The organism is Morganella morganii, assembly GCF_019243775.1.
Lineage (GTDB): Bacteria > Pseudomonadota > Gammaproteobacteria > Enterobacterales > Enterobacteriaceae > Morganella > Morganella morganii.
In genome coordinates this window covers 1,750,149-1,771,620 of the sequence record NZ_CP069157.1, presented here as the reverse complement: position 1 = coordinate 1,771,620, position 21,472 = coordinate 1,750,149, and the positions used below count along the sequence as shown (strand labels likewise).

Below are 21,472 nucleotides of genomic sequence, written 5' to 3'. Positions count from 1 at the left end.
CGGAATAGTCACCGGCCGGATAATAATAATCCGCAAAGAATAACGGCAGCCTGCGCTGCCGTTATTTATATTGAGACGGTTATTTCCCAACCGGGCCATTCCCGCGCTGCCACCAGCGGAGAATAAGGCGGTCAGCACTCATCATCACACTCTGGGTGATTTTATCAATAAGACGCTTACGGCGGAAATAACGCACCTGAATCACTTCATGGTCAGGAATTGCCGCGACAATTAAATCATCACTCACTGCCAGCTCATCAACCAGTCCCAGCTCTTTTGCCTGGGTGCCGTACCAGTGTTCACCGGTCGCCACTTTATCAATGTCCAGAGACGGACGGTTCTGAGAAACAAAGCTTTTGAACAGAACGTGCGTTTCATCCAGCTCCTGCTGGAATTTCTCACGGCCTTCATCGGTATTCTGCCCGATGAATGTCAGCGTGCGTTTATATTGACCGGCAGTATGCATTTCCACATCAATATCATTTTTCTTCAGCAGACGATGGATGTTAGGCACCTGTGCCACCACGCCAATCGAACCGACAATCGCAAACGGCGCGGCCACAATTTTATCCGCCACACACGCCATCATATAACCACCACTGGCCGCGACTTTATCAACCGCAATGGTAATACGGATATTTTTCTCACGCAGACGGGTCAGCTGAGCGGCTGCCAGACCATAGGCGTGAACCAGTCCGCCCGGACTTTCCAGACGCACCAGCACTTCATCCAGACCCGGCTCGGCCACGGACAGAATAATGGTGATTTCTTCACGCAGTGATTCCACCTCGTGCGCATCCAGGCTGCCTTTAAAGTCAATTACATAGATACAGGATTTGCGCAGACGGGTCTGACCGTTTTTGGCGTTGCTTTTGTCTTTTTTATCTTCGTTTTTTTGTTGTTTTTTTAAACGCTTTATTCCAGACTTTCTGTTCTGCTTCGCTCATGCGGGCATGTTGCATTTCACGCTGTCTGTCGCGGTAGTTTTCACCCAGATCCGTCAGACGTAATTTACCCAGAGACTGCCCTTTACGGATGCTGAGCATGACAAAGAACACGACAATGGCAATGATTGCCAGAACAATAGTTACGGTTTCAGCAAGAAACAAACCGTATTGTGAGAGAAACTCCACCGGCACACCTTAATACTGTTAAATTGAATGGCACTATTTTAACTAAAAAATCTGATAAATGCTCAACTAGTTTTGTAACCCTTGATGGCAATCACGCCCTGAGGACGGTATGATAAAAACGGGTTCACACCCTGTCCGGGATGTGATACCCGTCCATTTGCTTTTCCGGAGTTATCACCATGCATAATAATGATGTATCCCGCTTTTCCCCGTCCTCCCCTGATGCACTGAAGAATAAAATCATCCTGATAACCGGTGCCGGTGACGGGATTGGCCGTGAAGCCGCCCTGACCTATGCCCGCTACGGTGCGGAACTGATCCTGACCGGCCGGACAGAATCCAAATTACAGGCCGTCCGTGATGAAATCACGCAGCGTTACGGGTCAGTGCCACGTATTTATCATCAGGACTTACTGACACTGACAGAAGCGCAAAGCCGTCAGTTCGCTGCCGCGCTGGAACAGGAGATTCCGCGGCTGGATGGCGTACTGCACAACGCCGGTATTCTGGGCGTGGTCGCGCCGCTCACTGAGCAGCCGGTACAGTTATGGCAGGATGTAATGCAGGTGAATGTTAATGGTACCTTTATACTGACACAGGCACTGTTACCGCTCCTGCTGAAATCCCCGCAGAGTTCGCTGGTATTCACATCATCAAGTGTCGGCCGCGAAGGCCGTGCCGGATGGGGAGCCTATGCCGTCTCAAAATTTGCCACTGAAGGTATGATGCAGGTTCTGGCTGAGGAATATAAAGGCACAGGGCTGCGCGTCAGCTGCATTAATCCGGGCGGTACCCGCACGGCCATGCGCGCCGGCGCATTTCCGGATGAGGCATCAGAAAAACTGAAAACCCCGGCGGATATTATGCCGACCTATTTATATGTGATGTGTGATGACAGTGCCGGTAAAAACGGGATCAGCTATGATGCACAGCCCGGACGCAAAGCCGGACCGGCGGAATAATTAAAGGCAGTAACGTCAGTGTGCCGGGGGCGTTTCATCCGTTTGCAGCGGTAAAACCCCGGCACCGAAAATTTCACCGGTTTCCTGCACAAACTCACTGAATCTCCTGCTCTCTTCTTTATCTGTCTTATTCTCTTTATCGCTTTGCAGCAGTATCTGACGGTAACGATTAGCCATCCGCATCAGTACCGTGTGATAACGGCTGTATATTTCATATTTTTTTGTCACATCCGTCTGATGCCGGAACTCCGTCACAATATCAGTGATTTTTTCAGCATCCTCACGCAATTCCGCATCCTGAAACTGAATGTCATGCGGGCGGAAAGTATTACCGGTATCCGCATCCTGTTCCGGTGTGATCACCGTATTATCCGGTAATAAACTGACACCGCGCGGATTGTATTCCAGGAACCGGCGGAATTCATTTTCATTCATACAGATTGTCATCATTCCTTTTTCCCCGGCAACAAATCTGTCCAGCACGGCTTTTATATCCGGCACATCGGAAGGATACCGGCATTTAAACAGGTTATTATCGATAACGTCGGCATTACTGGTCCGCAACGGTCCCTGATAATAATGACCGTCAAATTTAAATGTCTTTACCATGGAATTAAATTGCGGTGAATACAGGGTATCGCCGTCATGAATGGTATAGGAATAATAACGGGCACGGGACGGATTGAGGATCCCGCCGCTGTTCCCGGGATAAGCCATAAAGGAAATCTGTTGTCCCTGCGGGGTTTCCAGCTTATTCAGGCCGGACGGCAGATAAACAATGCCCTCCGCGTCATGTGCAAGGTGATAACTTTTCCCGTTTACCGTAAAAAACAGATCATCCCCGGTAATATTACTATAGTAATACCGGCTCAGCTCAGGTGCGTCGGGCTGTGTTTCGTCACCACATCCGGGGAGCAGAAAGATGAGCGTTAACAGACCGCATCTGGTTATCGCAATAATCATCTCCTCGCAGATATATCTCTGTTTCCCGGTCATTCACCGGCGGGAAATACTGTTTTGATTATTTTAACCCACACTGAGGGTATTTGCATGACTCCTGTACAAAAAAACGCCCCGTGCGATGGCACAGGACGTTTATAAGAACAAATACAGGCTGAAATAACAGAAAATACCGGTTTTACGTAACCGAATTATTATTTACCGGTACGGCGTTTCTGTGTATTTCCGGTACCCTGACGGGTTGATGACGGACGCCCGGAATTACGTTTTGATGCGGTGGTGCCGACTTGTGAGTGACGTTTTACCGCACGGCGGATCTGGTTGGCTTTGATCCGGCGTTTATCACTTTCCACAGAAACCTTGGTGGTAGTTTCTGCAGGCAGTCCCACCAGTGCACGCAGATAGTTGGTTTTTTCCAGGTTCAGTTCCACCCATCCGCCGCGCGGCAGCGCTTTCGGCAGATCGATATCGCCGTAACGGACACGGATCAGGCGGCTGACCTGCACACCGACCGCTTCCCACATCCGACGGACTTCGCGGTTGCGGCCTTCGGTCAGGGAGACATTAAACCACTGGTTGATACCTTCCCCGCCTTTGAATTTCAGCGAACGGAATGAGGCCGGCCCATCTTCCAGCTGAACACCTTTGAGCAGTTGATTGCGTTTGGCATCATCCACTTCACCGAAGACACGGACCGCATATTCACGCTCTACTTCACGGCTCGGGTGCATCAGGCGGTTTGCCAGTTCCCCGTCGGTGGTGAACAGCAGTAATCCGCTGGTATTCACATCCAGGCGACCGACGGCAATCCAGCGGGCTCCCTGAATACGCGGCAGACGATCAAAGACTGTCGGACGGCCGTCCGGGTCGTGGCGGGTACATAATTCCCCTTCCGGCTTGTAATACGCCAGAACACGACACGGGTTTTTCTGTGCATCTTTGATGCCTAAAATCCGGCCGTCGAGGCGGATTTTAGCATTCGTATTAACATCGATACGGTCACCCAGTGTGGCAGTTTTGCCGTCAATAGAGATACGACCCGCTTCGATGTAACTTTCAATTTCGCGGCGTGAGCCATGCCCTGCATGCGCCAACACCTTTTGTAACTTTTCTGTTTTCTGGCTCATTGAGCACCCTCTGCTGTCGCCTTCACAGGCGTCATAAAAATCAACCGCAGCATTATACACAGGTTAATGCACGGCGCTAACGCATTTTACACATGTGACGCACACGGCGATCACAGGAACGGCGTTACATCTCCGGTTCCTTCACGCACCACAACCGGCACGTCGTCAGTCAAATCGATAACCGTGGTCGGCTGCTGGCCGATATAACCGCCGTGGATCACCAGATCCACCTGCTTGCCCAGGGTATCGTTAATTTCTTCCGGATCAGATTCCGCAAAATCATTGCCCGGCAGGATCAGACTGGCTGACATCAGCGGTTCACCCATTGCAGCAAGTAAATCCATGGCAATCGGGTTTGCCGGAATACGCAGACCAATCGTTTTACGTTTTTCACTCATCAGACGGCGCGGCACTTCTTTGGTCGCCCGCAGAATAAAGGTGTAATTACCCGGTGTATTATTTTTGATTAAACGGAATACCGTGTTATCCACATGTGCATAGGTAGAGATATCCGATAAATCGCGGCACATCAGGGTAAAGTTATGATTACTGTCTATCTGACGCAGACGGCAGATCCGCTGTAACGCATCTTTATCTTCCAGGCGGCAGCCGATGGCATAGCCGGAATCGGTCGGGTAAATCACCACGCCGCCTTTGTTAAAAATCTCCACGCTCTGATTGATCAGGCGTGCCTGCGGGTTATCCGGATGGATATAAAACATCTGGCCCATGTTGTTTCCTCTGTTAATCCTTCAGTGACCAATCCTGCCAGATTGGTATTACATCACCCGGTAACCACAATTTACGGCCCAGTTCTATCCACGAACACGGCTGATGAAAATCGGATCCCTGGGAGGCTTTTAATCCGTATGTTATTGCGTATTGCGCCAGAGTCCGGCGCTCATCCGGAGCCTGCTGACACTGCGCCACTTCCATGCCATCCCCGCCGGCCTGTCTAAAGAAATCACACAGGCGCTTAAGCCACTTGGCGGATAAGCCATAGCGGCCGGGATGTGCCAGCACGGCCTGTCCGCCGGCGGCATGAATGGCCTGTACCGCGTCAGGGATATCACACCACTGCGGCGGCACATAGCCGGTTTTGTTACGGGCGAGATAGCGTTTGAACACTTTCGGAATCGTCGGTTCCACACCACGGGCGATCAACACCCGGGCGAAGTGTCCGCGCGTGACTTCACCGCCCTGCGCCAGCGCATTCGCCTCTTCCCAGGTGCCTTCAATTCCGGCCTTTGCCAGCCGTTCACTGATGAGCATCCCGCGTGCCCGGCGCCGTTCTGACTGCTGCGCCAGTAATTCTGTCATTGCCGGATGGGTAATATCAATATTCAGCCCGACAATATGAATCTCATGATGTTCCCAAAGTGTTGATATTTCAACACCATTAATCACCGTCAGCGGTAAATTATTTGCCTGCTGATAATGATGTGCCGCCGGAAGTGCATCCGTGGTGTCGTGATCGGTAATTGCCAGCACGGTCACCTTCATCTCAACGGCTCTGTCCAGTAACTGCTCCGGTGTCAGCATGCCGTCTGACGCAGTGGTATGGCTGTGTAAATCATAGCACGACAGGTCAATACCTGTATTTTCCGGCTCCATCACGTCTCCCTTCTGTTCTGACAATGCATTGCCAGAAGTGACTTCATAAAATTTCATCCGCATTTACGGGACGCACAGTATTCCACAAAAACCCTTGACACACCAACCGCGATCTAGTTAACTAGTACACAGAACGAGTTATCTGTAATCACTGTTTATACTGAGGACATCCCATGAACATGCACAAACTGAACAATCGTTGGTGGCGCAATCTTTCCCGTCGGGCGGAATGGTTGTGCGTGCATGTCAGTTAACCGGCTGTACCAGAGCACAGAACCCGCCCCCGTGGCGGGTTTTTTTTATGGCAAAAAATTCACATAGCAAGGTAATTATCATGGACAGCACGATTTTCACACAACACATCCGGACAGCTTATCCGGCTTATCAGCCCGACCCGGCGGCGGTATTCACTGCGCTTTGCGCGCAGCGTCCTGCAACGCTGTTATTAGAATCCGCCGAAATCGCGTCCAGAGCAAATTTAAAAAGCATGCTGGTACTGCACAGCGCACTGCGCATCCGCTGCACCGGACACACCGTCACCGCAGAAGCACTGACCGCCAACGGTGCGGCATTACTGCCGGTATTACAGGATCGTCTGTCCGCCGGGACTATCAGCGGTAACACACTGACACTGCAATTCACTGCACCGGCCGCCCATGCGGATGAAGATACCCGCCTGCGCGCCGCATCGGTCTTTGATGTGCTCCGCACTCTGATGAACCTGCCGTCACAGGCAGATGACCGTCACGCGCTGTTCTGCGGCGGGCTGTTCAGCTACGACCTGGTCGCAGCCTTTGAGGCACTGCCGCCGGTTGAACGCACCAACAGCTGCCCGGATTACTGTTTTTATCTGGCGGAAACCCTGCTCACCATCGACCACCAGCAGCAGACCAGTGAACTGGTTACCCTGACATTTACAGCGGATGCCGCAGAACAAACCCGCCTGACAGCACAGCATCAGCAGGTATTAACGGCGCTGGCACAGCCGGTAACCGGTTCTGCGGATGTTACGCCCGCAGATATCAGCGTGACAACGTCACATTCAGATACTGATTTCTGCACTATTGTTAATCAGTTAAAACAATCCATTGTTCAGGGTGATATTTTCCAGGTCGTGCCGTCACGCCGTTTTCAGTTACCGTGCCCGTCCCCGATGGCCGCTTACCGCGAACTGAAAACCCGTAACCCAAGCCCTTACCTGTTCTTTATGCAGGATGCGGATTTCACTCTGTTCGGCGCATCACCGGAAAGTGCCCTGAAATATGACCCGGCAACCCGTCAGATTGAAATCTACCCGATTGCGGGCACCCGTCCGCGCGGCCTGTCAGCAGACGGTTCGGTGGATGCGGATAAAGACAGCCGTCTGGAGCTTGACCTGCGTACGGATCAGAAAGAGCTGGCCGAACACTTCATGCTGGTCGATCTGGCCCGTAATGACCTCGCCCGTATCTGCCGTCCCGGCAGCCGCAGTGTGGCGGAACTGACCAAAGTGGATCGTTATGCGTTTGTGATGCACCTGGTGTCCCGCGTCACCGGTGAATTACGCGGTGACCTCGATATTTTCCATGCTTATCAGGCTTGTATGAATATGGGCACCCTGACCGGCGCACCGAAAGTCCGTGCAATGGAACTGATTGCACAGGCCGAGAAAGTCCGTCGCGGCAGCTACGGCGGTGCGGTCGGCTATTTCCGCGGTGATACCACCTTCGATACCTGCATTGTGATCCGCTCTGCCTATGTCGAAAACGGCATAGCCACTGTGCAGGCCGGCGGCGGCGTGGTACTGGATTCCGACCCGCAGGCGGAAGCCGACGAAAACCGCAACAAAGCCCGCGCGGTGATCCGCGCTATCACCCGCGCCCATCATGCAGAGGAGACATTCTGATGGCTGATATTTTACTGCTCGATAATGTCGATTCCTTTACTTATAACCTGGCCGACCAGTTCCGTGCTCAGGGCCATCAGGTGGTGATTTACCGCAACCGGGTTCCGGCGGAGGTCATTCTGTCCGCGCTGGAAACCATGAAAAACCCGGTGCTGGTGCTATCTCCGGGTCCCGGGAAACCAGCGGATGCCGGATGCCAGCCGGAAGTGCTGAGCCGTGTCAGAGGACGTTACCCGGTGATTGGTATTTGCCTCGGCCATCAGGCGATTGTCGAAGCCTACGGCGGCAAAGTCAGCCACGCCGGTGCTGTGCTCCACGGTAAAGCCAGCCAGCTGCACCACGATGAGCAATCTATGTTTTCCGGTCTGCCTAACCCGATGAAAGTGGCACGCTATCACTCACTGGCAGCGGAAATCATCCCGGAAGCGCTGACCGTGTGTGCCACCAGCGACAACATTGTGATGGCCGTCCGCCATGAACAGGACAAAGTCTGCGGCTTACAGTTTCACCCCGAATCCGTTCTGACACCGGACGGTGCAGCCCTGCTGGCGAAGACCCTTGCGTGGGCACAGGCATAACTCAACCTGAATAACAGATAAAAAAACAGATTAAGGAACAGAGAGATGCAAACATTATTTGAAAAACTTTACCGGGGTGAAACACTGACCCTGGCGGAAAGCCGGGAGTTATTTTCCGCGATTATCCGGGGAGAACTGAGTGAAACCCAGCTGGCGGCAGCGCTGATCAGCATGAAAATGCGCGGTGAACAGCCGGATGAAATTGCCGGTGCCGCCCAGGCCTGTCTGAATAACGCGCGCGCCTTCCCGCGTCCGGACTATCGTTTCAGTGATATTGTCGGCACCGGCGGCGATGCTTCCGACAGCATCAATATCTCCACGGCCAGCGCCTTTGTGGCAGCGGCCTGCGGGATAAAAGTCGCCAAACACGGCAGCCGCAGTGTTTCGAGCAAAACCGGCTCTTCTGATTTACTGAATGCCTTCGGGATCGCGCTGGATACCCCGGCAGATGTGTCCCGCAGCGCACTGGATGATGTCGGCGTCTGCTTTCTGTTTGCCCCGCACTATCACGACGGCTTCCGTTTTGCCGCGCCGGTGCGTCAGCAGCTGAAAACCCGTACCTTATTTAATGTCCTCGGGCCGCTGATCAACCCGGCCCGTCCGCCGGTTGCCCTGATCGGCGTATACAGCCCGGCGCTGATCCGCCCTGTTGCTGAGACGCTGAAAGTCCTCGGCTACCAGCGTGCCGCCGTAGTACACAGCGGCGGAATGGATGAGGTTTCCCTGCACGCACCGACACAGGTTGCCGAATTGCATAACGGGGAGATCCGCGAATACCGCCTGACCACAGACGATTTCGGCCTGCCGGGTTATGACATGCAGGAATTGCGCGGCGGTACCCCGGAAGAAAACCGTCAGTTGCTGACCCGGTTATTACAGGGAGAAGGCACCGCAGCACAAAGTCACGCCGTGGCAGCCAATGTCGCCCTGCTGATGAAACTCAATGATAACGAAGACTTACAGGATAATGCTCAGCACGCGCTGGCAATGATCCGCAGTGGTAACGCCTTTGAGCGCGTCACCGCCCTGGCCGCGAGAGGATAAACCATGAAAGGCACCGTATTAGAACAGATTGTGAATGATAAACGTATCTCCCTGGTTGCGCGGAAGAAACAGGAGCCGCTGCTGAGTTTTGCGGATAATCTGCCGCTGAGTGACCGCGATTTTTATCAGGCACTGCGCAGCGCGGAAACCGCATTTATTCTGGAGTGCAAAAAAGCCTCTCCGTCGAAAGGGCTTATCCGTCAGGATTTTAATCTCAGTGAAATCGCCGCGGCCTATGCGCCGTATGCCACAGCAGTATCTGTACTGACCGACGAGAAATATTTTCAGGGACAACATGACTATCTGCGGCAGGTGCGCGCGCTGATCACGCAGCCGGTGTTGTGCAAAGATTTCATTATTGATGCTTATCAGGTGTATCTCGCCCGCCACTATGGAGCAGACGCGATTCTGCTGATGCTCTCCGTCCTGAATGATGCGGATTATCACTCACTGGCGACCCTGGCTCATTCCCTCAATATGGGTGTACTGACGGAAGTCAGTACGGAAGAGGAACTGAGCCGCGCTATTGCCCTTGATGCACAGGTTATCGGCATCAATAACCGCGACCTGCGCGACCTCTCTATTGACCGCCGCCGGACAGCGGATTTTGCACCGCATATTCCGGCTGACCGCATTATTATCAGTGAATCCGGCATTACCACCCATCAGCACATCCGCGAATTGCGTCCCCATGCTGACGGATTCCTGATCGGCAGTGCCATTATGGCGCAGCCTGATCTGGACACAGCTATCCGCCGCCTGATTTACGGCGAACACAAAGTCTGCGGACTGACCCGTGCGGACGATGCCCGCGCCGCTTATGACGCCGGTGCCACCTTCGGCGGCCTGATTTTTGTCAGCAAATCGCCGCGTTATGTGGATGAAGTACAGGCAGCTGAGGTGATGCGCGGTGCACCGCTGGCGTACGTCGGTGTGTTCCGTAACCACGATCCCGCAGATATCGCTGCCATTGCCCGCCGCCTGAAACTGCATGCGATTCAGTTACATGGTGATGAAAACGAGCACGATATCGCGCTGCTGCGTCTGCACCTTCCGGCAAAATGTGAGATATGGAAAGCGCTGGATATGTCGCACGGTGCGGATATCACCGTGCCTGACGGCGTGGTGCGGCTGGTCCTGGATAACGGCAAAGGCGGCACCGGCCAGACTTTCGACTGGCAGACACTGCCCCCTTCATTGCCGGTGCCCTTTACCCTCGCGGGCGGGCTGAATGCGGAAAACTGTGTCTCCGCCGCCGCTTCCGGTGCTGCCGGGCTGGATTTTAACTCCGGCGCCGAGTCCGCCCCCGGTATTAAAGATGCAGAAAAGCTTCGTCAGATATTTAATCAATTACATCAGCAAGTTGCCTGACTACAACTGAAAAGATAAAGGATCAGAAAACAATGAGTAAATTAAATCCCTATTTTGGTGAATTCGGCGGGCAGTTTGTGCCGCAGATTTTAATCCCGGCACTCGACCAGCTCGAAGATGCCTTTATTGCCGCTCAGGAAGACCCGGAATTTCAGCGTGAATTTACCGATCTGCTGCAAAACTATGCCGGACGCCCGACAGCCCTGACACTGTGCAAAAACCTGACTGCGGGCAGCAAAACCAAACTGTATCTGAAACGCGAAGATTTACTGCACGGCGGTGCACATAAAACCAACCAGGTGCTCGGCCAGGCACTGCTGGCAAAACGGATGGGAAAAACGGAAATTATTGCCGAAACCGGAGCCGGTCAGCACGGCGTGGCGGCAGCACTGGCCAGTGCGCTGCTCGGCCTGAAATGCCGGGTATATATGGGGGCAAAAGACGTGGAACGTCAGTCTCCGAATGTGTTCCGCATGCGGCTGATGGGCGCGGAAGTCATTCCGGTGCACAGCGGCTCCGCCACGCTGAAAGATGCCTGTAATGAGGCGCTGCGCGACTGGAGCGGCAATTATGACCGCGCCCACTATTTATTAGGTACCGCAGCAGGTCCGCATCCGTACCCGACGATTGTCCGCGAGTTCCAGCGCATGATCGGTGATGAGGCCCGCGCCCAGATCCTCGCCCGTGAAGGACGTCTTCCTGATGCGGTGATCGCCTGTATCGGTGGCGGTTCCAACGCTATCGGCGCATTTGCCGGGTTTATTCCCGATGAATCCGTCGCTCTGATCGGCGTCGAGCCGGCCGGGCACGGTATTGAAACCGGCGAGCACGGTGCACCACTCAAACATGGCCGCATCGGTATCTATTTCGGTATGAAATCACCGATGATGCAGACAGAAGACGGTCAGATCGAGGAATCTTACTCCATCTCTGCCGGTCTGGATTTCCCGTCTGTCGGGCCGCAGCACGCGTATCTGAATGCTATCGGCCGGGCGGATTATGTTTCCGCCACCGATGACGAGGCACTTGACGCCTTTAAAACCCTGAGCCGTCAGGAAGGGATTATCCCGGCACTGGAATCCTCCCATGCCCTGGCACACGCACTGAAAATGATCCGTGAAAATCCGGAGAAAGAACAAATTCTTATCGTCAATATTTCCGGTCGCGGAGACAAAGACATTTTCACTGTTTATGACATTTTTAAAGCAAGAGGTGATTTCTGATGAGCCGGTATGAACAACTTTTTCAGCATTTGCAGTCCCGCAACCAGGGTGCGTTTATCCCGTTTGTCACCCTCGGTGATCCGTCCGCTGAGGTTTCCCTGCAAATTATTGATGCTCTGGTGGCCGGTGGTGCTGATGCCCTGGAAATCGGTATTCCGTTTTCTGACCCGCTGGCAGACGGCCCGGTAATTCAGGACGCTAACCTCCGTGCCTTTGCGGCCGGTATGACCCCGGCACGCTGCTTTGAGCTGATTGCACAAATCCGTGCAAAATACCCGGAACTGCCGGTAGGACTGCTGATGTATGCCAATCTGGTTTTCCATAACGGTATCAGTCAGTTTTATGAAACAGCGGCAAAAGCCGGGGTGGATTCGGTGCTGATTGCCGATGTGCCGCTTCATGAGTCTCAGCCGTTCCGGGATGCTGCGCTGGCCAGTAATATCGCACCGGTCTTTATCTGTCCGCCGGATGCGGATGATAAATTACTGGAAACACTGGCCGCCGCCGGAAAAGGCTATACCTACCTGCTCTCCCGTGCCGGGGTGACAGGAACAGAAAAGCGGGCTGAAAAGTCCCTGGCTGATCTGACGGCAAAACTGACCGCGCTGAATGCCGCACCGCCGGTTCAGGGATTCGGGATTTCTGAACCGGAACAGGTACAGGAATCACTGCGGAATGGTGCTGCAGGGGCGATTTCCGGCTCTGCTGTGGTAAAAATCATCGCCGCAAATCTGGATAATATACCGGTGATGTGTCAGAAACTGCGGGAATTTACGCAGAAAATGAAAAACGCAACGCAATTATAATTTTTCATTCCGCCCGCTGTTAACAGCGGGTTATTTTTTGTTGAGAAACATCCGGTTTTCATCAATACTGAAAAGGTCAGGCACACATTATTCTGCGATCCGTGCCGGTAATAAGGAGAACATAATGAAGTATATGAAACTGGTCACCTCATTTTTTGTTGTCATGTTTATGGCTTTCACCCTGTCCGCCTGTGCCCCGACTGCCACCAGTGAAGGTACCGGGGGGTATTTTGATGATTCCGTCATTACCACTAAAGTGAAAACAGCGTTACTGGGTGAGAAAGGCATTAAATCCACTCAAATCAGCGTGGAAACATTTAAAGGTAAAGTTCAGCTGAGCGGATTTGTCTCTTCAGAAAAAGAAGCGAACCTGGCGGTAAATACCGCGCGTAAAGTTCCGGGTGTGAAGGTTGTTATTAACTCAATGAAGTTGCGGTGACTCTGAATATCAGATTACCGGATAAAAAAACGGCGCAATAATAATTGCGCCGTTTTTTATGGTACTGATAACGAGGATTATCAGAATTTGTAACCGACACCAAACATGAATACCCATGGATCCAGGTTAGTTTTGTAAGACTGGCTGGCACCACCGGCTTTGAAATCAACATCAGTTTTGATGTTCATCCACCAAAGGGAGGCGTTCAGCATCCAGTTCTGGTCTAATTCATAATCCAGACCTGCCTGTGCTGCCACACCCCATGAGCTGCTCATGCTCAGATCGCTTAAGCCTGCGCCTTTACCGGTATCGTTAAATCCTTCATCAAAGAAGAAGGTATAGTTAACACCCACACCTAAATACGGACGCAGTTTATCTTCCGGAGTACGGAAATAGTACTGTGCCATTAAGGTTGGCGGTAAATGTTTGGCAGAGGCAATTTCACCCGCAGCCGGAACAGAGATTTTATGCTCAAACGGTGTCGCTGCCAGTAATTCCACACCGATATTATCAGTGATCATATAACTGAAAGTTAAACCTAACTGAGTATTATTGTTCGCTTCAAAAGAACCGAAGCCCAGAACGTTATCAGAGCTGACGTTCGGACGCACAGTCGCAGTACCACCACGAACGATAAAATCACCGGCCTGGTGTGCCATTGAAACTGACGGTAAAACCGTTGCCAGTGCTAAACACACTGCAGAAAGCTTTTTCATTATCTATCCCATCCTAAAAAAAAAAAAAAAACACAATAAGTACAGTTTGAAATATACAACCTTAAATGCAATTATGATCTAAGACAGATCACAACATTTAAATAAAAACCGCATTTTTCACAAAGATCTAAATTATTATTCCACGGTAGTATTTTCATTTATTGATTTATATCAAAAACAACCTCCACCATTTTTAGCGCTATCGTTATTTGTGTGCTTTATATCAATTTGTAAAATAAGATGCTTACTATTCAGCCGAATATTTTGTTTTATTATTGTTAATAATTTGTATATTTTTAGCTCTCTATTTCCGGATATTCCGTCTGATCACTGTATTTCTGCCGGATGAACAGGTTACAATCCCCGCCATACTGTTTTACAATTGCATCACCGTTTTTATTTCATGCCTTACAGGAGTTGTTCCATGTCCATGCCGGTGCCGGTTCTTGCCCGCGACAGTCTTAATTTTTTCCGTAATCAGCTGTTGTCTGTCCTGATCATTTCGCTGCTCACCGCCGCTGTGACCGTCGGGCTCAATGTCCTCCTGACTTACAATTCCAACGGGCTGGCACTTATCCGTGCTCTGGAGACCACTTACGCCACTGAAGGCTCCGGCGGCTTTCAGCGGGCGGTCGCCGCACTGACATCCGATGACCAGTGGCAGATGCTGAAAACCGGTCTCGGAACTATCTTCAGCTCCCTGCTGGGCAATGCCGTCTTTGTGACGTCCATGATTTTCCTGATTTTCAGTGCCTCACAGGGACAGCCGGTATCCGCGCTGCAGGCCATCACCGGCTCTGCCGGACGCATTCCGCGCATGCTGGTGCTGCTGTTAATCTGCTCGCTGGTGATTGCCCTCGGGCTCGTCGCCATGTATCTGCCGGGATTAATTCTGGCTATGTTACTGGCGCTGGCACCGATCATTATGTTCACCGAAAAGAACAGCGTATTTACCGCTATTAAAATCAGCGGAAATATTGCCCTGAAAAATATCAGAACACTTCTGCCTGCTATTTTAATATGGTTTGCCCTGAAACAGGCATCCGTAGTGTTTCTTAGTAAACTACCGATAGAAAATGAGCATATTCTGATGACTGTTATTCTGTTTATTAATAATGTCATCAGCGGACTGGTAATTATTTATCTGTTCCGGTTCTATCAGTTATTTACACAATCGCAATCTGCCAGCGACTATCAGTAAGGCCTGATAATGCGTACAGATAATGATATTGTCTTTTTTGTGCGCAATATGATGTGCAGACTGTTCAGGAAATAAAGGAATACGATTATGATCACTCTGCCCATCACGCTTACTGTTCAGGATCTGGCTGACTATCAGACGTTCAGTTTCCGGCATTTTTATCAGGAGCCGGTCGGGTGGAGACGAATTCCTTATATTCTTATCTGGCTGATATTATGCGGAATGTTATTACTTATTTTCAGTACATTTTCGCCGCTGCCGGGCAAATTTGATATTTATTCTGTTTTTTACGGGCTGAGCTGCGGGTTTTTAGCACTACTGGTGTTTATTTACAGCCGTTTTGTCAAAAGCAGACGGGTTATGAAGCAGCTTTCTGTTCAGTCCGGACATTACCTCCTGCGGCCGGCAACGTTTGAACTGAATAATGACGGGATAAACCAGGTTTCTGCCCTTTACCATTCTTTTTTTGCCTGGGAATCGGTCATTGATTATGCCGAAAGCGCTACCGGGCTTTATCTTTACCACGGTAAATATGACGGTATTATTATTCCGCTGCGGGATATTCAGTCAGAGGCACAGAAGAAAGATATTTTGCACCTGCTGTCACAGAAAATAAGAAATGTGCAGATAAAAAATCAGGCCAATAAGATGGCCTGATTATCCGGTGTATCTGCGGTGGTGATTACTGTACTTTGCGTACCGCTTTTACATCCAGTTCGGTTTTATTCCACTCTTTGTCGATTTCCCCTTCGACCTCAATTTCATCCTGCGGCGTGACTTTCAGTCCGTCCCAGCGTTTCGGGGAAATTTCAGCACGGATAGTCCCGGTGCTGTCTTTAAATTCATAATGTTTGTTATCCAGCTGGCGGACAATCGTACCGCGCAGCACAACCGGTGCATCATCAGATAATTTCAGTGCATCCGCAACGGTCATTTTACGGGCATCAGGGCCGCTGAAACCGCCGTTTTGTGCCGCTGTGGTGGTTGTCACGGCTGTTGCACCGGGACCTTCAAAACCGCCGTTGGCTGCAAAAACGGAACCGGCTGATCCTGCCAGTAAAGTGGCAAGTAATGCGAGTGCAGGTAATTTTTTCATCATTTATCTCCTTTATGAGGAAGCGTCTTTGCTTCATGGACACTATTAAACCATTAAGTTCTTAACAGGATCTTAAGGGGATATCATTTTTGATTATATTTTTAATTTCAGAAAAAACAGGTGGTTATCCTGAGATATCTGAGTTAAAACTAGTATAGCGCTATTTATACGGATAAGAATTATGCGGATATTATTAATTGAAGATGACCGGTTGATTGGCGACGGGCTGAAAATCGGCCTGAGCAGGCTCGGCTTTACCCCTGACTGGTTTACCGATGGGCAAACCGGCCGGGAGGCGCTCTATGCCGCTCCTTATGATGCCGTGATCCTCGATCTCTCCCTGCCCGGCATGGACGGACTGGATATCCTGAAACAGTGGCGGTCAGAGGGGCGCGACGAACCGGTACTGATCCTGACCGCCCGTGATGCCCTTGAGCAGCGCGTCAGCGGCTTGCAACAGGGCGCAGATGATTATCTGTGCAAACCGTTTGCCCTGGCAGAAGTCGCGGCACGGTTACAGGCACTGATCCGCCGCCGCTACGGTCAGCTCTCTGAAAAACTGGTGCTCGGCGACGTGGAGATGGATCCGGTGGCGATGACCGTCACCCGCAACGGCGTACCGGTATCACTGAAAGGTAAAGAGCTGGCGCTGCTGGCACTGTTTCTGCGCAATCCGCAGAAAGTGCTGTCCCGCGCGATGATTGAAGAAAAATTGTATAACTGGGATGAAGATGTCTCCAGTAATGCCGTTGAGGTGCATATTCACCATCTGCGCCGCAAACTGGGGCGCGGATTTATCAAAACTATTCACGGTGTCGGTTATGTCGCGGGAAAAAATGATGAAGACATATAGTCTGCGCCTGCGGCTGGGCGGATTATTGCTGCTGCTCACCCTGCTGACCTGGGGTGTCGCCAGTGTGTTCGCCTGGATGCAGACCACAAAATCCATCAATGAATTATTCGATACACAACAAATGGCCTTTGCCAAACGTCTGTCAGTTTTGCCGTCCGGGCTCGAGTTCCCGCCGTCTGCGATACAGAAAACCAAAAAAATGCTCTCCGCCAACCGGGGAAAACAGGATGACGATGCATTCGCTTTTGCTATTTTCAGTCCGTCGGGCGAGCGGGTGCTGGATGACGGCGAAAACGGCCGGAAAATTCCGTTCTCAGACAAGAAAAACGGGTTCCGGGACGGCTCGCTGACGGATGATAACGACCGCTGGCGCTTTGTGCAGCTGCCTTCCGCCGATGGCCGCTACATCATCGTGGTCGGCCAGGAGTGGGAATACCGCGAGGATATGGGGCTGACCATTATCACCGCTCAGGCGATCCCGTGGCTGGTGGCACTGCCGCTGATGCTGCTTCTGTTCCTGTGGCTGCTGACCCGCGCACTGACTCCGCTGCGCCTGCTGGCACGGCAGTTACAGCGCCGTAACCCGGCTGAGCTGACGCCGCTGGCCCCGCCGGTGCTGCCGAAAGAAGTCAGCCCGATGCTGGACGCCCTGAACGGATTATTTCTGCGTATCCGCGATCTGCGCGAGCGGGAAAGCCGCTTTACCTCTGATGCCGCTCATGAACTGCGCAGCCCGCTGGCCGCACTGAAAGTACAGACTGAAGTGATGCAGATTGCCGGGGATGACCCCGCCACTCGTGAACACGTGACCGCGAATCTGATCACCGGGATTGACCGCGCCACCCGCCTGGTGGATCAGTTACTGACCCTCTCACGGCTGGAATCACAGTCTCACCCGCAGGAATGTACAGAGCTGCGCTGGTCAGCCATTATTAATGATGCCATTGCACAAACAGCTCCGGATGCGGCTGCACATCAGGTCAGCGTGATATCTGAGCTCGCCGCGCCTGAACTGACGATCCGCGGCGAACAGCTGCTGCTTACCGTCATGCTGCGCAATCTGCTGCATAATGCTATCCGCTACGGAAAAACCGGCGGCACCGTTCAACTGACGCTGACACCGCAGCAGTTAGTGATTGAGGATGATGGCCCGGGCGTCAGTGATGCGATACTGGCCCGGCTGGGAGAACGTTTTTACCGGCCGCCGGGACAGGAAAAAACCGGCAGCGGTCTGGGATTGTCTATCGTGAAACGAATTGCGGAACTGCATCATATGACCATACAGTTCCGCCGCAGCCCGCAGGGCGGGTTTATCGCTGAAATCAGGTGGTGAGCGGTTTTTCCGCTCCCTCTGCCGCCTGTTCCATCGCCTCTTCTATCGCTTTGACACGGCTTTGCTGTTTGCTCTGAATCAGCCGGATAGCGAAATAGAGATCAGGCACAATAATCAAATCATCATCATTGCGTTTGATTTTATTTTCCGACACCCAGCGTGTCAGTTCGGTGCGCCGTCCCGCCAGGATCAGGGTAACGCCTTTGATTTTCAGCTCAGTCACCAGCTCATTCAGTGTGCTGAACACACTCATGTCATTATTGATAAAGCTGACGGTCGCATCCACCGCCACCCATCCGGGACGTTTCGGTGCGGTATTCACCACCTGTAACACCCGCTTTTTAAAGTACGCAACGTTGAAATAGGTCAGCGGCGAGTTAAAACGGTACATCAATAATCCGTCAACCTGACTAATATCCACGTTACTGTTGTTGATGGAATGGATCATCCCCTGCTCATCCACCCCCAGTAACTGGTCTGTCGGGCGGAAAACCGTGCGCAGGAACTGTACCAGTCCCAGCAGAACCGCAAACCCGATACCGTTGATCAGCCCCACCACCAGCACCGCCACCAGAGTAAACAGCGCCAGCGTGAAAGCCGATTTATTCCGTTTACGGAAAGAGAAAATCTGACGAATGCTGAACATCGACCAGGAGGAGTAAATCAGCACCACCCCGAGTGTCGCCAGCGGAATGTGTCCGAGGAAACCGGTCAGGAAAAACAGCACCAGTGCGATCAATCCGGCGGCGATCAGCGATACCATCTGTGTTTTACCACCGGTGGCATCGTTGACAGCTGTACGGCTGGTCGCGGCACTGACCGCGAACCCCTGGGATAACCCGGAAGCAATGTTGATATACCCCTGTGCCCGCAGTTCCTGATCCACATCGATGGCATAGCCGTTTTTCTCGGCAAAACTGCGCACCGTCATCATAAAGCTGACAATGCTGATCACCGCAAGGTTCAGTGACGGGATCACCAGTTCACGCAGCAGACCCGGGTCAAATGCCGGCATTTTGATATGCGGCAACCCGTTACCGAGATTACCGACCACAGCAATCCCCATTGAGGCGAAATCCAGCTGCGCACTGATCAGTGTGGCAATCGTCATCACAATCAGCGGTCCCGGCCAGTTGCGGCGGACAGCCCGTAATAAAAACAGCGCCGCCAGGCTGGCAGCGGAGAGGATCAGCGTCGGCATATGCATAAGATGCAGATGCTCCGGCAGCGCCACCAGGCACTCAATCAGTTGGGACGGCAGTTCATCCAGCCCGAGCACATTACCTATCTGGCCGACAATAATCGTCACCGCCACGCCGTTGAGCAGCCCCTGTAAAATCGGCTGTGATAAAAAATCTGCGAATGCGGCGAGTTTGAAATGTCCGGCGATCAGACACCAGACACCCGTCATCAGCGTCATGATAATCGCCAGTTGCCACAGCGTATCCGGGTCACCTTTAGCCAGCGGAATAATCGCCGCCGCAATCACCGCACAGGTTGCCGCATCCGGCCCGACAATCAGCTGACGGGAGGAGCCGAACAGCGCATAAGTCACCATCGGCAGGATACAGGCGTAGAGACCGACAATCGCATTAATGCCCATCAGTCCCGTGTAAGCGATAGCCACCGGCAATGCCACGGCAGCAACAGAAAGCCCTGCGCGGATATCAAAGCGCAGGTTTTTGCGTTCATAGTGCAGAAAAACAGAAAGTCCCGGCATCCAGCGCAATAGTCGGTTCGACTGCATTATCGCCCCTTATAAAAATATCGTATTAAGATGTACAATTTAATTTTACTGCTAATAGTTAAACTGATTTATAACCGAACGCGGATAAAGAAGATAGTCAGACCGCGTCTTATGGTAAAATATTGCAAAATCAATTGTAATATATTTTTTTTCTTTAAAAATAAGTGACTGGATGCCACGTGCTTAAAATAAATTTAAATTTCGGACAGACTCAATTATGAAGCAACTACTCGACTTTATCCCCCTGGTTATCTTTTTTGCCATATATAAAACCGTGGATATCTATTACGCCTCCGGTGCCCTGATTGCCGCCTCTGCGATGGCGCTGGCTGTCCGCTGGTTCATGTATAAACATCTGGAGAAATCTGCCGTTATCACCTTTGTGATTGTGGCCATCTTCGGCACCCTGACCATCGTTTTCCATGATCCGCAGTTTATCAAATGGAAAGTGACCATTATTTATGCGCTGTTTGCTCTCGTGTTACTGGGCGGCCAGTTTATCTTCGGTAAGCCGCTGATTCAGAAAATGCTGGGCAAAGAACTGACCCTGCCGCCACAGGTCTGGCAGCGTCTGAATCTCGCCTGGGCTCTTTTCTTTATCGTCTGCGCGGCCGTGAACGTGTATGTCGCGTTCTGGTTATCCATGGATACCTGGATGAACTTCAAAGTGTTTGGTCTGACCGCTGTAACACTGGTATTTACCGTTGCCAGTGTGGTATATATTTACCGTCATCTGCCACGGGAAGAAGAAAAATAATAAAATCAACCGGATATCGGTTTGTTTCCGCCGGTATCCTTTTTCGTTAAACGGATGTAAGTGTTTCTCATGACTCAACAACAATGTTTACCTAACGGGGAACTGGTGCTGCGCACCTTAACCATGCCGACAGACACCAATGCCAACGGGGATATCTTCGGCGGCTGGCTGATGTCGCAAATGGATATCGGCGGCGCTATTCTGGCAAAGGAGATTGCACTCGGCCGCGTGGTGACCGTCCGCGTGGACGGCATTACCTTTCTGCGCTCTGTCGCGGTCGGTGATGTGGTCTGCTGTTATGCGCGCTGCCTGAAAACCGGGAATTCATCCATGACAGTCAAAGTTGAGGTCTGGGTGAAAAAAGTGGCTACCGATCCTATCGGTGACCGTTACCGGGCAACAGAAGCTGTCTTCAGTTATGTTGCGGTGGATGCGGATAACCGTCCCCGCCCGCTGCCCGACGGAAAACGTCATTTTCAGTTAGACAGCAGTAACAGTGATTTAAAATAATGCGTTTCATACCGGCCACTCTTCTGAGTGGCCGTTTTGTCTGCCGGAATAAACCACAGGTTCCCCGCGACACCGGCGTCCGGTAATAGTATCATTGCCGCAAACCTCTCTTTTTAT

The 21,472-nt window shown here is 51.9% G+C and carries 19 protein-coding genes and 2 pseudogenes; 13 read left to right on the top strand and 8 right to left on the bottom strand.

What is annotated here, in order from left to right; all coding sequences use genetic code 11:
- Positions 1-79: 79 nt before the first annotated feature.
- Positions 80-1,133, bottom strand: a pseudogene (gene sohB / locus JL661_RS08535) (protease SohB).
- A 179-nt stretch (positions 1,134-1,312) separates the two neighbouring features.
- On the opposite strand from sohB, the gene JL661_RS08530 reads away from it, so the two are divergent.
- Positions 1,313-2,095 (top strand): YciK family oxidoreductase, encoded by a 783-nt coding sequence (locus tag JL661_RS08530; protein ID WP_051456191.1) that lies wholly within the window; start codon positions 1,313-1,315, stop codon positions 2,093-2,095.
- 15 nt (positions 2,096-2,110) lie between these two features.
- Here JL661_RS08530 and JL661_RS08525 read toward each other — a convergent pair whose 3' ends face one another.
- The 4 genes from JL661_RS08525 to rnm form a co-directional block, all read right to left on the bottom strand.
- Positions 2,111-3,058, bottom strand: a complete 948-nt coding sequence (locus JL661_RS08525; RefSeq protein WP_004239216.1) for a hypothetical protein — start codon at positions 3,056-3,058, stop codon at positions 2,111-2,113.
- A 191-nt stretch (positions 3,059-3,249) separates the two neighbouring features.
- Positions 3,250-4,182, bottom strand: coding sequence for a 23S rRNA pseudouridine(2605) synthase RluB (gene rluB / locus JL661_RS08520; RefSeq protein WP_004239215.1), 933 nt, complete (start codon positions 4,180-4,182; stop codon positions 3,250-3,252).
- 110 nt (positions 4,183-4,292) lie between these two features.
- Positions 4,293-4,913 carry an L-threonylcarbamoyladenylate synthase gene (locus JL661_RS08515; protein ID WP_004238147.1) on the bottom strand — a complete coding sequence of 207 codons (621 nt, stop codon included), beginning with the start codon at positions 4,911-4,913 and terminating at the stop codon, positions 4,293-4,295.
- A 13-nt stretch (positions 4,914-4,926) separates the two neighbouring features.
- The gene (gene rnm / locus JL661_RS08510; RefSeq protein ID WP_062771562.1) at positions 4,927-5,796 is read right to left on the bottom strand and encodes an RNase RNM; all 870 of its coding nucleotides are present in this window, start codon (positions 5,794-5,796) and stop codon (positions 4,927-4,929) included.
- 334 nt (positions 5,797-6,130) lie between these two features.
- Between rnm and JL661_RS08505 the strand changes: the two genes are divergently transcribed.
- The 6 genes and pseudogenes from JL661_RS08505 (at position 6,131) to JL661_RS08480 (ending at position 13,142) form a co-directional block, all read left to right on the top strand.
- The gene (locus JL661_RS08505) at positions 6,131-7,681 is read left to right on the top strand and encodes an anthranilate synthase component 1 (protein WP_062771560.1); all 1,551 of its coding nucleotides are present in this window, start codon (positions 6,131-6,133) and stop codon (positions 7,679-7,681) included.
- A pseudogene (gene trpD / locus JL661_RS08500) lies at positions 7,681-9,303 on the top strand (bifunctional anthranilate synthase glutamate amidotransferase component TrpG/anthranilate phosphoribosyltransferase TrpD). Before JL661_RS08505 ends, trpD begins: the two are co-directional and overlap by 1 nt.
- A 3-nt stretch (positions 9,304-9,306) precedes the next feature.
- Positions 9,307-10,674, top strand: a complete 1,368-nt coding sequence (gene trpCF / locus JL661_RS08495) for a bifunctional indole-3-glycerol-phosphate synthase TrpC/phosphoribosylanthranilate isomerase TrpF (protein ID WP_024473162.1) — start codon at positions 9,307-9,309, stop codon at positions 10,672-10,674.
- A 32-nt stretch (positions 10,675-10,706) separates the two neighbouring features.
- Complete coding sequence (trpB, locus tag JL661_RS08490) at positions 10,707-11,897, top strand: tryptophan synthase subunit beta (RefSeq protein ID WP_024473163.1); 1,191 nt, start codon at positions 10,707-10,709, stop codon at positions 11,895-11,897.
- On the top strand, positions 11,897-12,703 hold the full coding sequence (gene trpA / locus JL661_RS08485; protein ID WP_062771558.1) for a tryptophan synthase subunit alpha: 807 nt from the start codon (positions 11,897-11,899) through the stop codon (positions 12,701-12,703). The genes trpB and trpA overlap by 1 nt, the downstream gene beginning before the upstream one ends.
- Positions 12,704-12,827: 124 nt before the next feature.
- The gene (locus JL661_RS08480; protein WP_004239204.1) at positions 12,828-13,142 is read left to right on the top strand and encodes a BON domain-containing protein; all 315 of its coding nucleotides are present in this window, start codon (positions 12,828-12,830) and stop codon (positions 13,140-13,142) included.
- An 80-nt stretch (positions 13,143-13,222) separates the two neighbouring features.
- On the opposite strand, the gene ompW is transcribed toward JL661_RS08480, so the two are convergent.
- Complete coding sequence (gene ompW / locus JL661_RS08475) at positions 13,223-13,858, bottom strand: outer membrane protein OmpW (RefSeq protein WP_004238157.1); 636 nt, start codon at positions 13,856-13,858, stop codon at positions 13,223-13,225.
- A 424-nt stretch (positions 13,859-14,282) separates the two neighbouring features.
- On the opposite strand from ompW, the gene JL661_RS08470 reads away from it, so the two are divergent.
- A complete protein-coding gene (locus tag JL661_RS08470; RefSeq protein ID WP_004238158.1) occupies positions 14,283-15,059 on the top strand; it encodes a YciC family protein in 777 nt (258 codons plus the stop codon).
- Positions 15,060-15,146: 87 nt separating this feature from the next.
- Positions 15,147-15,716: a YcxB family protein gene (locus tag JL661_RS08465; protein ID WP_062771556.1), complete on the top strand. Its 570-nt coding sequence runs from the start codon at positions 15,147-15,149 to the stop codon at positions 15,714-15,716.
- A 25-nt stretch (positions 15,717-15,741) separates the two neighbouring features.
- Here JL661_RS08465 and JL661_RS08460 read toward each other — a convergent pair whose 3' ends face one another.
- Positions 15,742-16,155 (bottom strand): YgiW/YdeI family stress tolerance OB fold protein, encoded by a 414-nt coding sequence (locus JL661_RS08460; RefSeq protein WP_015422734.1) that lies wholly within the window; start codon positions 16,153-16,155, stop codon positions 15,742-15,744.
- A gap of 181 nt (positions 16,156-16,336) precedes the next feature.
- Between JL661_RS08460 and qseB the strand changes: the two genes are divergently transcribed.
- Both qseB and qseC read left to right on the top strand, forming a co-directional pair.
- Positions 16,337-17,008 (top strand): quorum sensing response regulator transcription factor QseB, encoded by a 672-nt coding sequence (gene qseB / locus JL661_RS08455; RefSeq protein WP_004238161.1) that lies wholly within the window; start codon positions 16,337-16,339, stop codon positions 17,006-17,008.
- Positions 16,995-18,341, top strand: coding sequence for a quorum sensing histidine kinase QseC (qseC, locus tag JL661_RS08450; RefSeq protein WP_032098150.1), 1,347 nt, complete (start codon positions 16,995-16,997; stop codon positions 18,339-18,341). Before qseB ends, qseC begins: the two co-directional genes overlap by 14 nt.
- Here the strand turns inward: qseC and JL661_RS08445 are convergent.
- Positions 18,331-20,088, bottom strand: a complete 1,758-nt coding sequence (locus JL661_RS08445; RefSeq protein WP_225310079.1) for a SulP family inorganic anion transporter — start codon at positions 20,086-20,088, stop codon at positions 18,331-18,333. The genes qseC and JL661_RS08445 overlap by 11 nt on opposite strands.
- 217 nt (positions 20,089-20,305) lie before the next feature.
- On the opposite strand from JL661_RS08445, the gene JL661_RS08440 reads away from it, so the two are divergent.
- Both JL661_RS08440 and yciA read left to right on the top strand, forming a co-directional pair.
- Complete coding sequence (locus tag JL661_RS08440) at positions 20,306-20,845, top strand: septation protein A (RefSeq protein ID WP_004238165.1); 540 nt, start codon at positions 20,306-20,308, stop codon at positions 20,843-20,845.
- 69 nt (positions 20,846-20,914) lie between these two features.
- On the top strand, positions 20,915-21,355 hold the full coding sequence (gene yciA / locus JL661_RS08435; RefSeq protein ID WP_004238167.1) for an acyl-CoA thioester hydrolase YciA: 441 nt from the start codon (positions 20,915-20,917) through the stop codon (positions 21,353-21,355).
- The last annotated feature ends 117 nt before the right edge of the window (positions 21,356-21,472 follow it).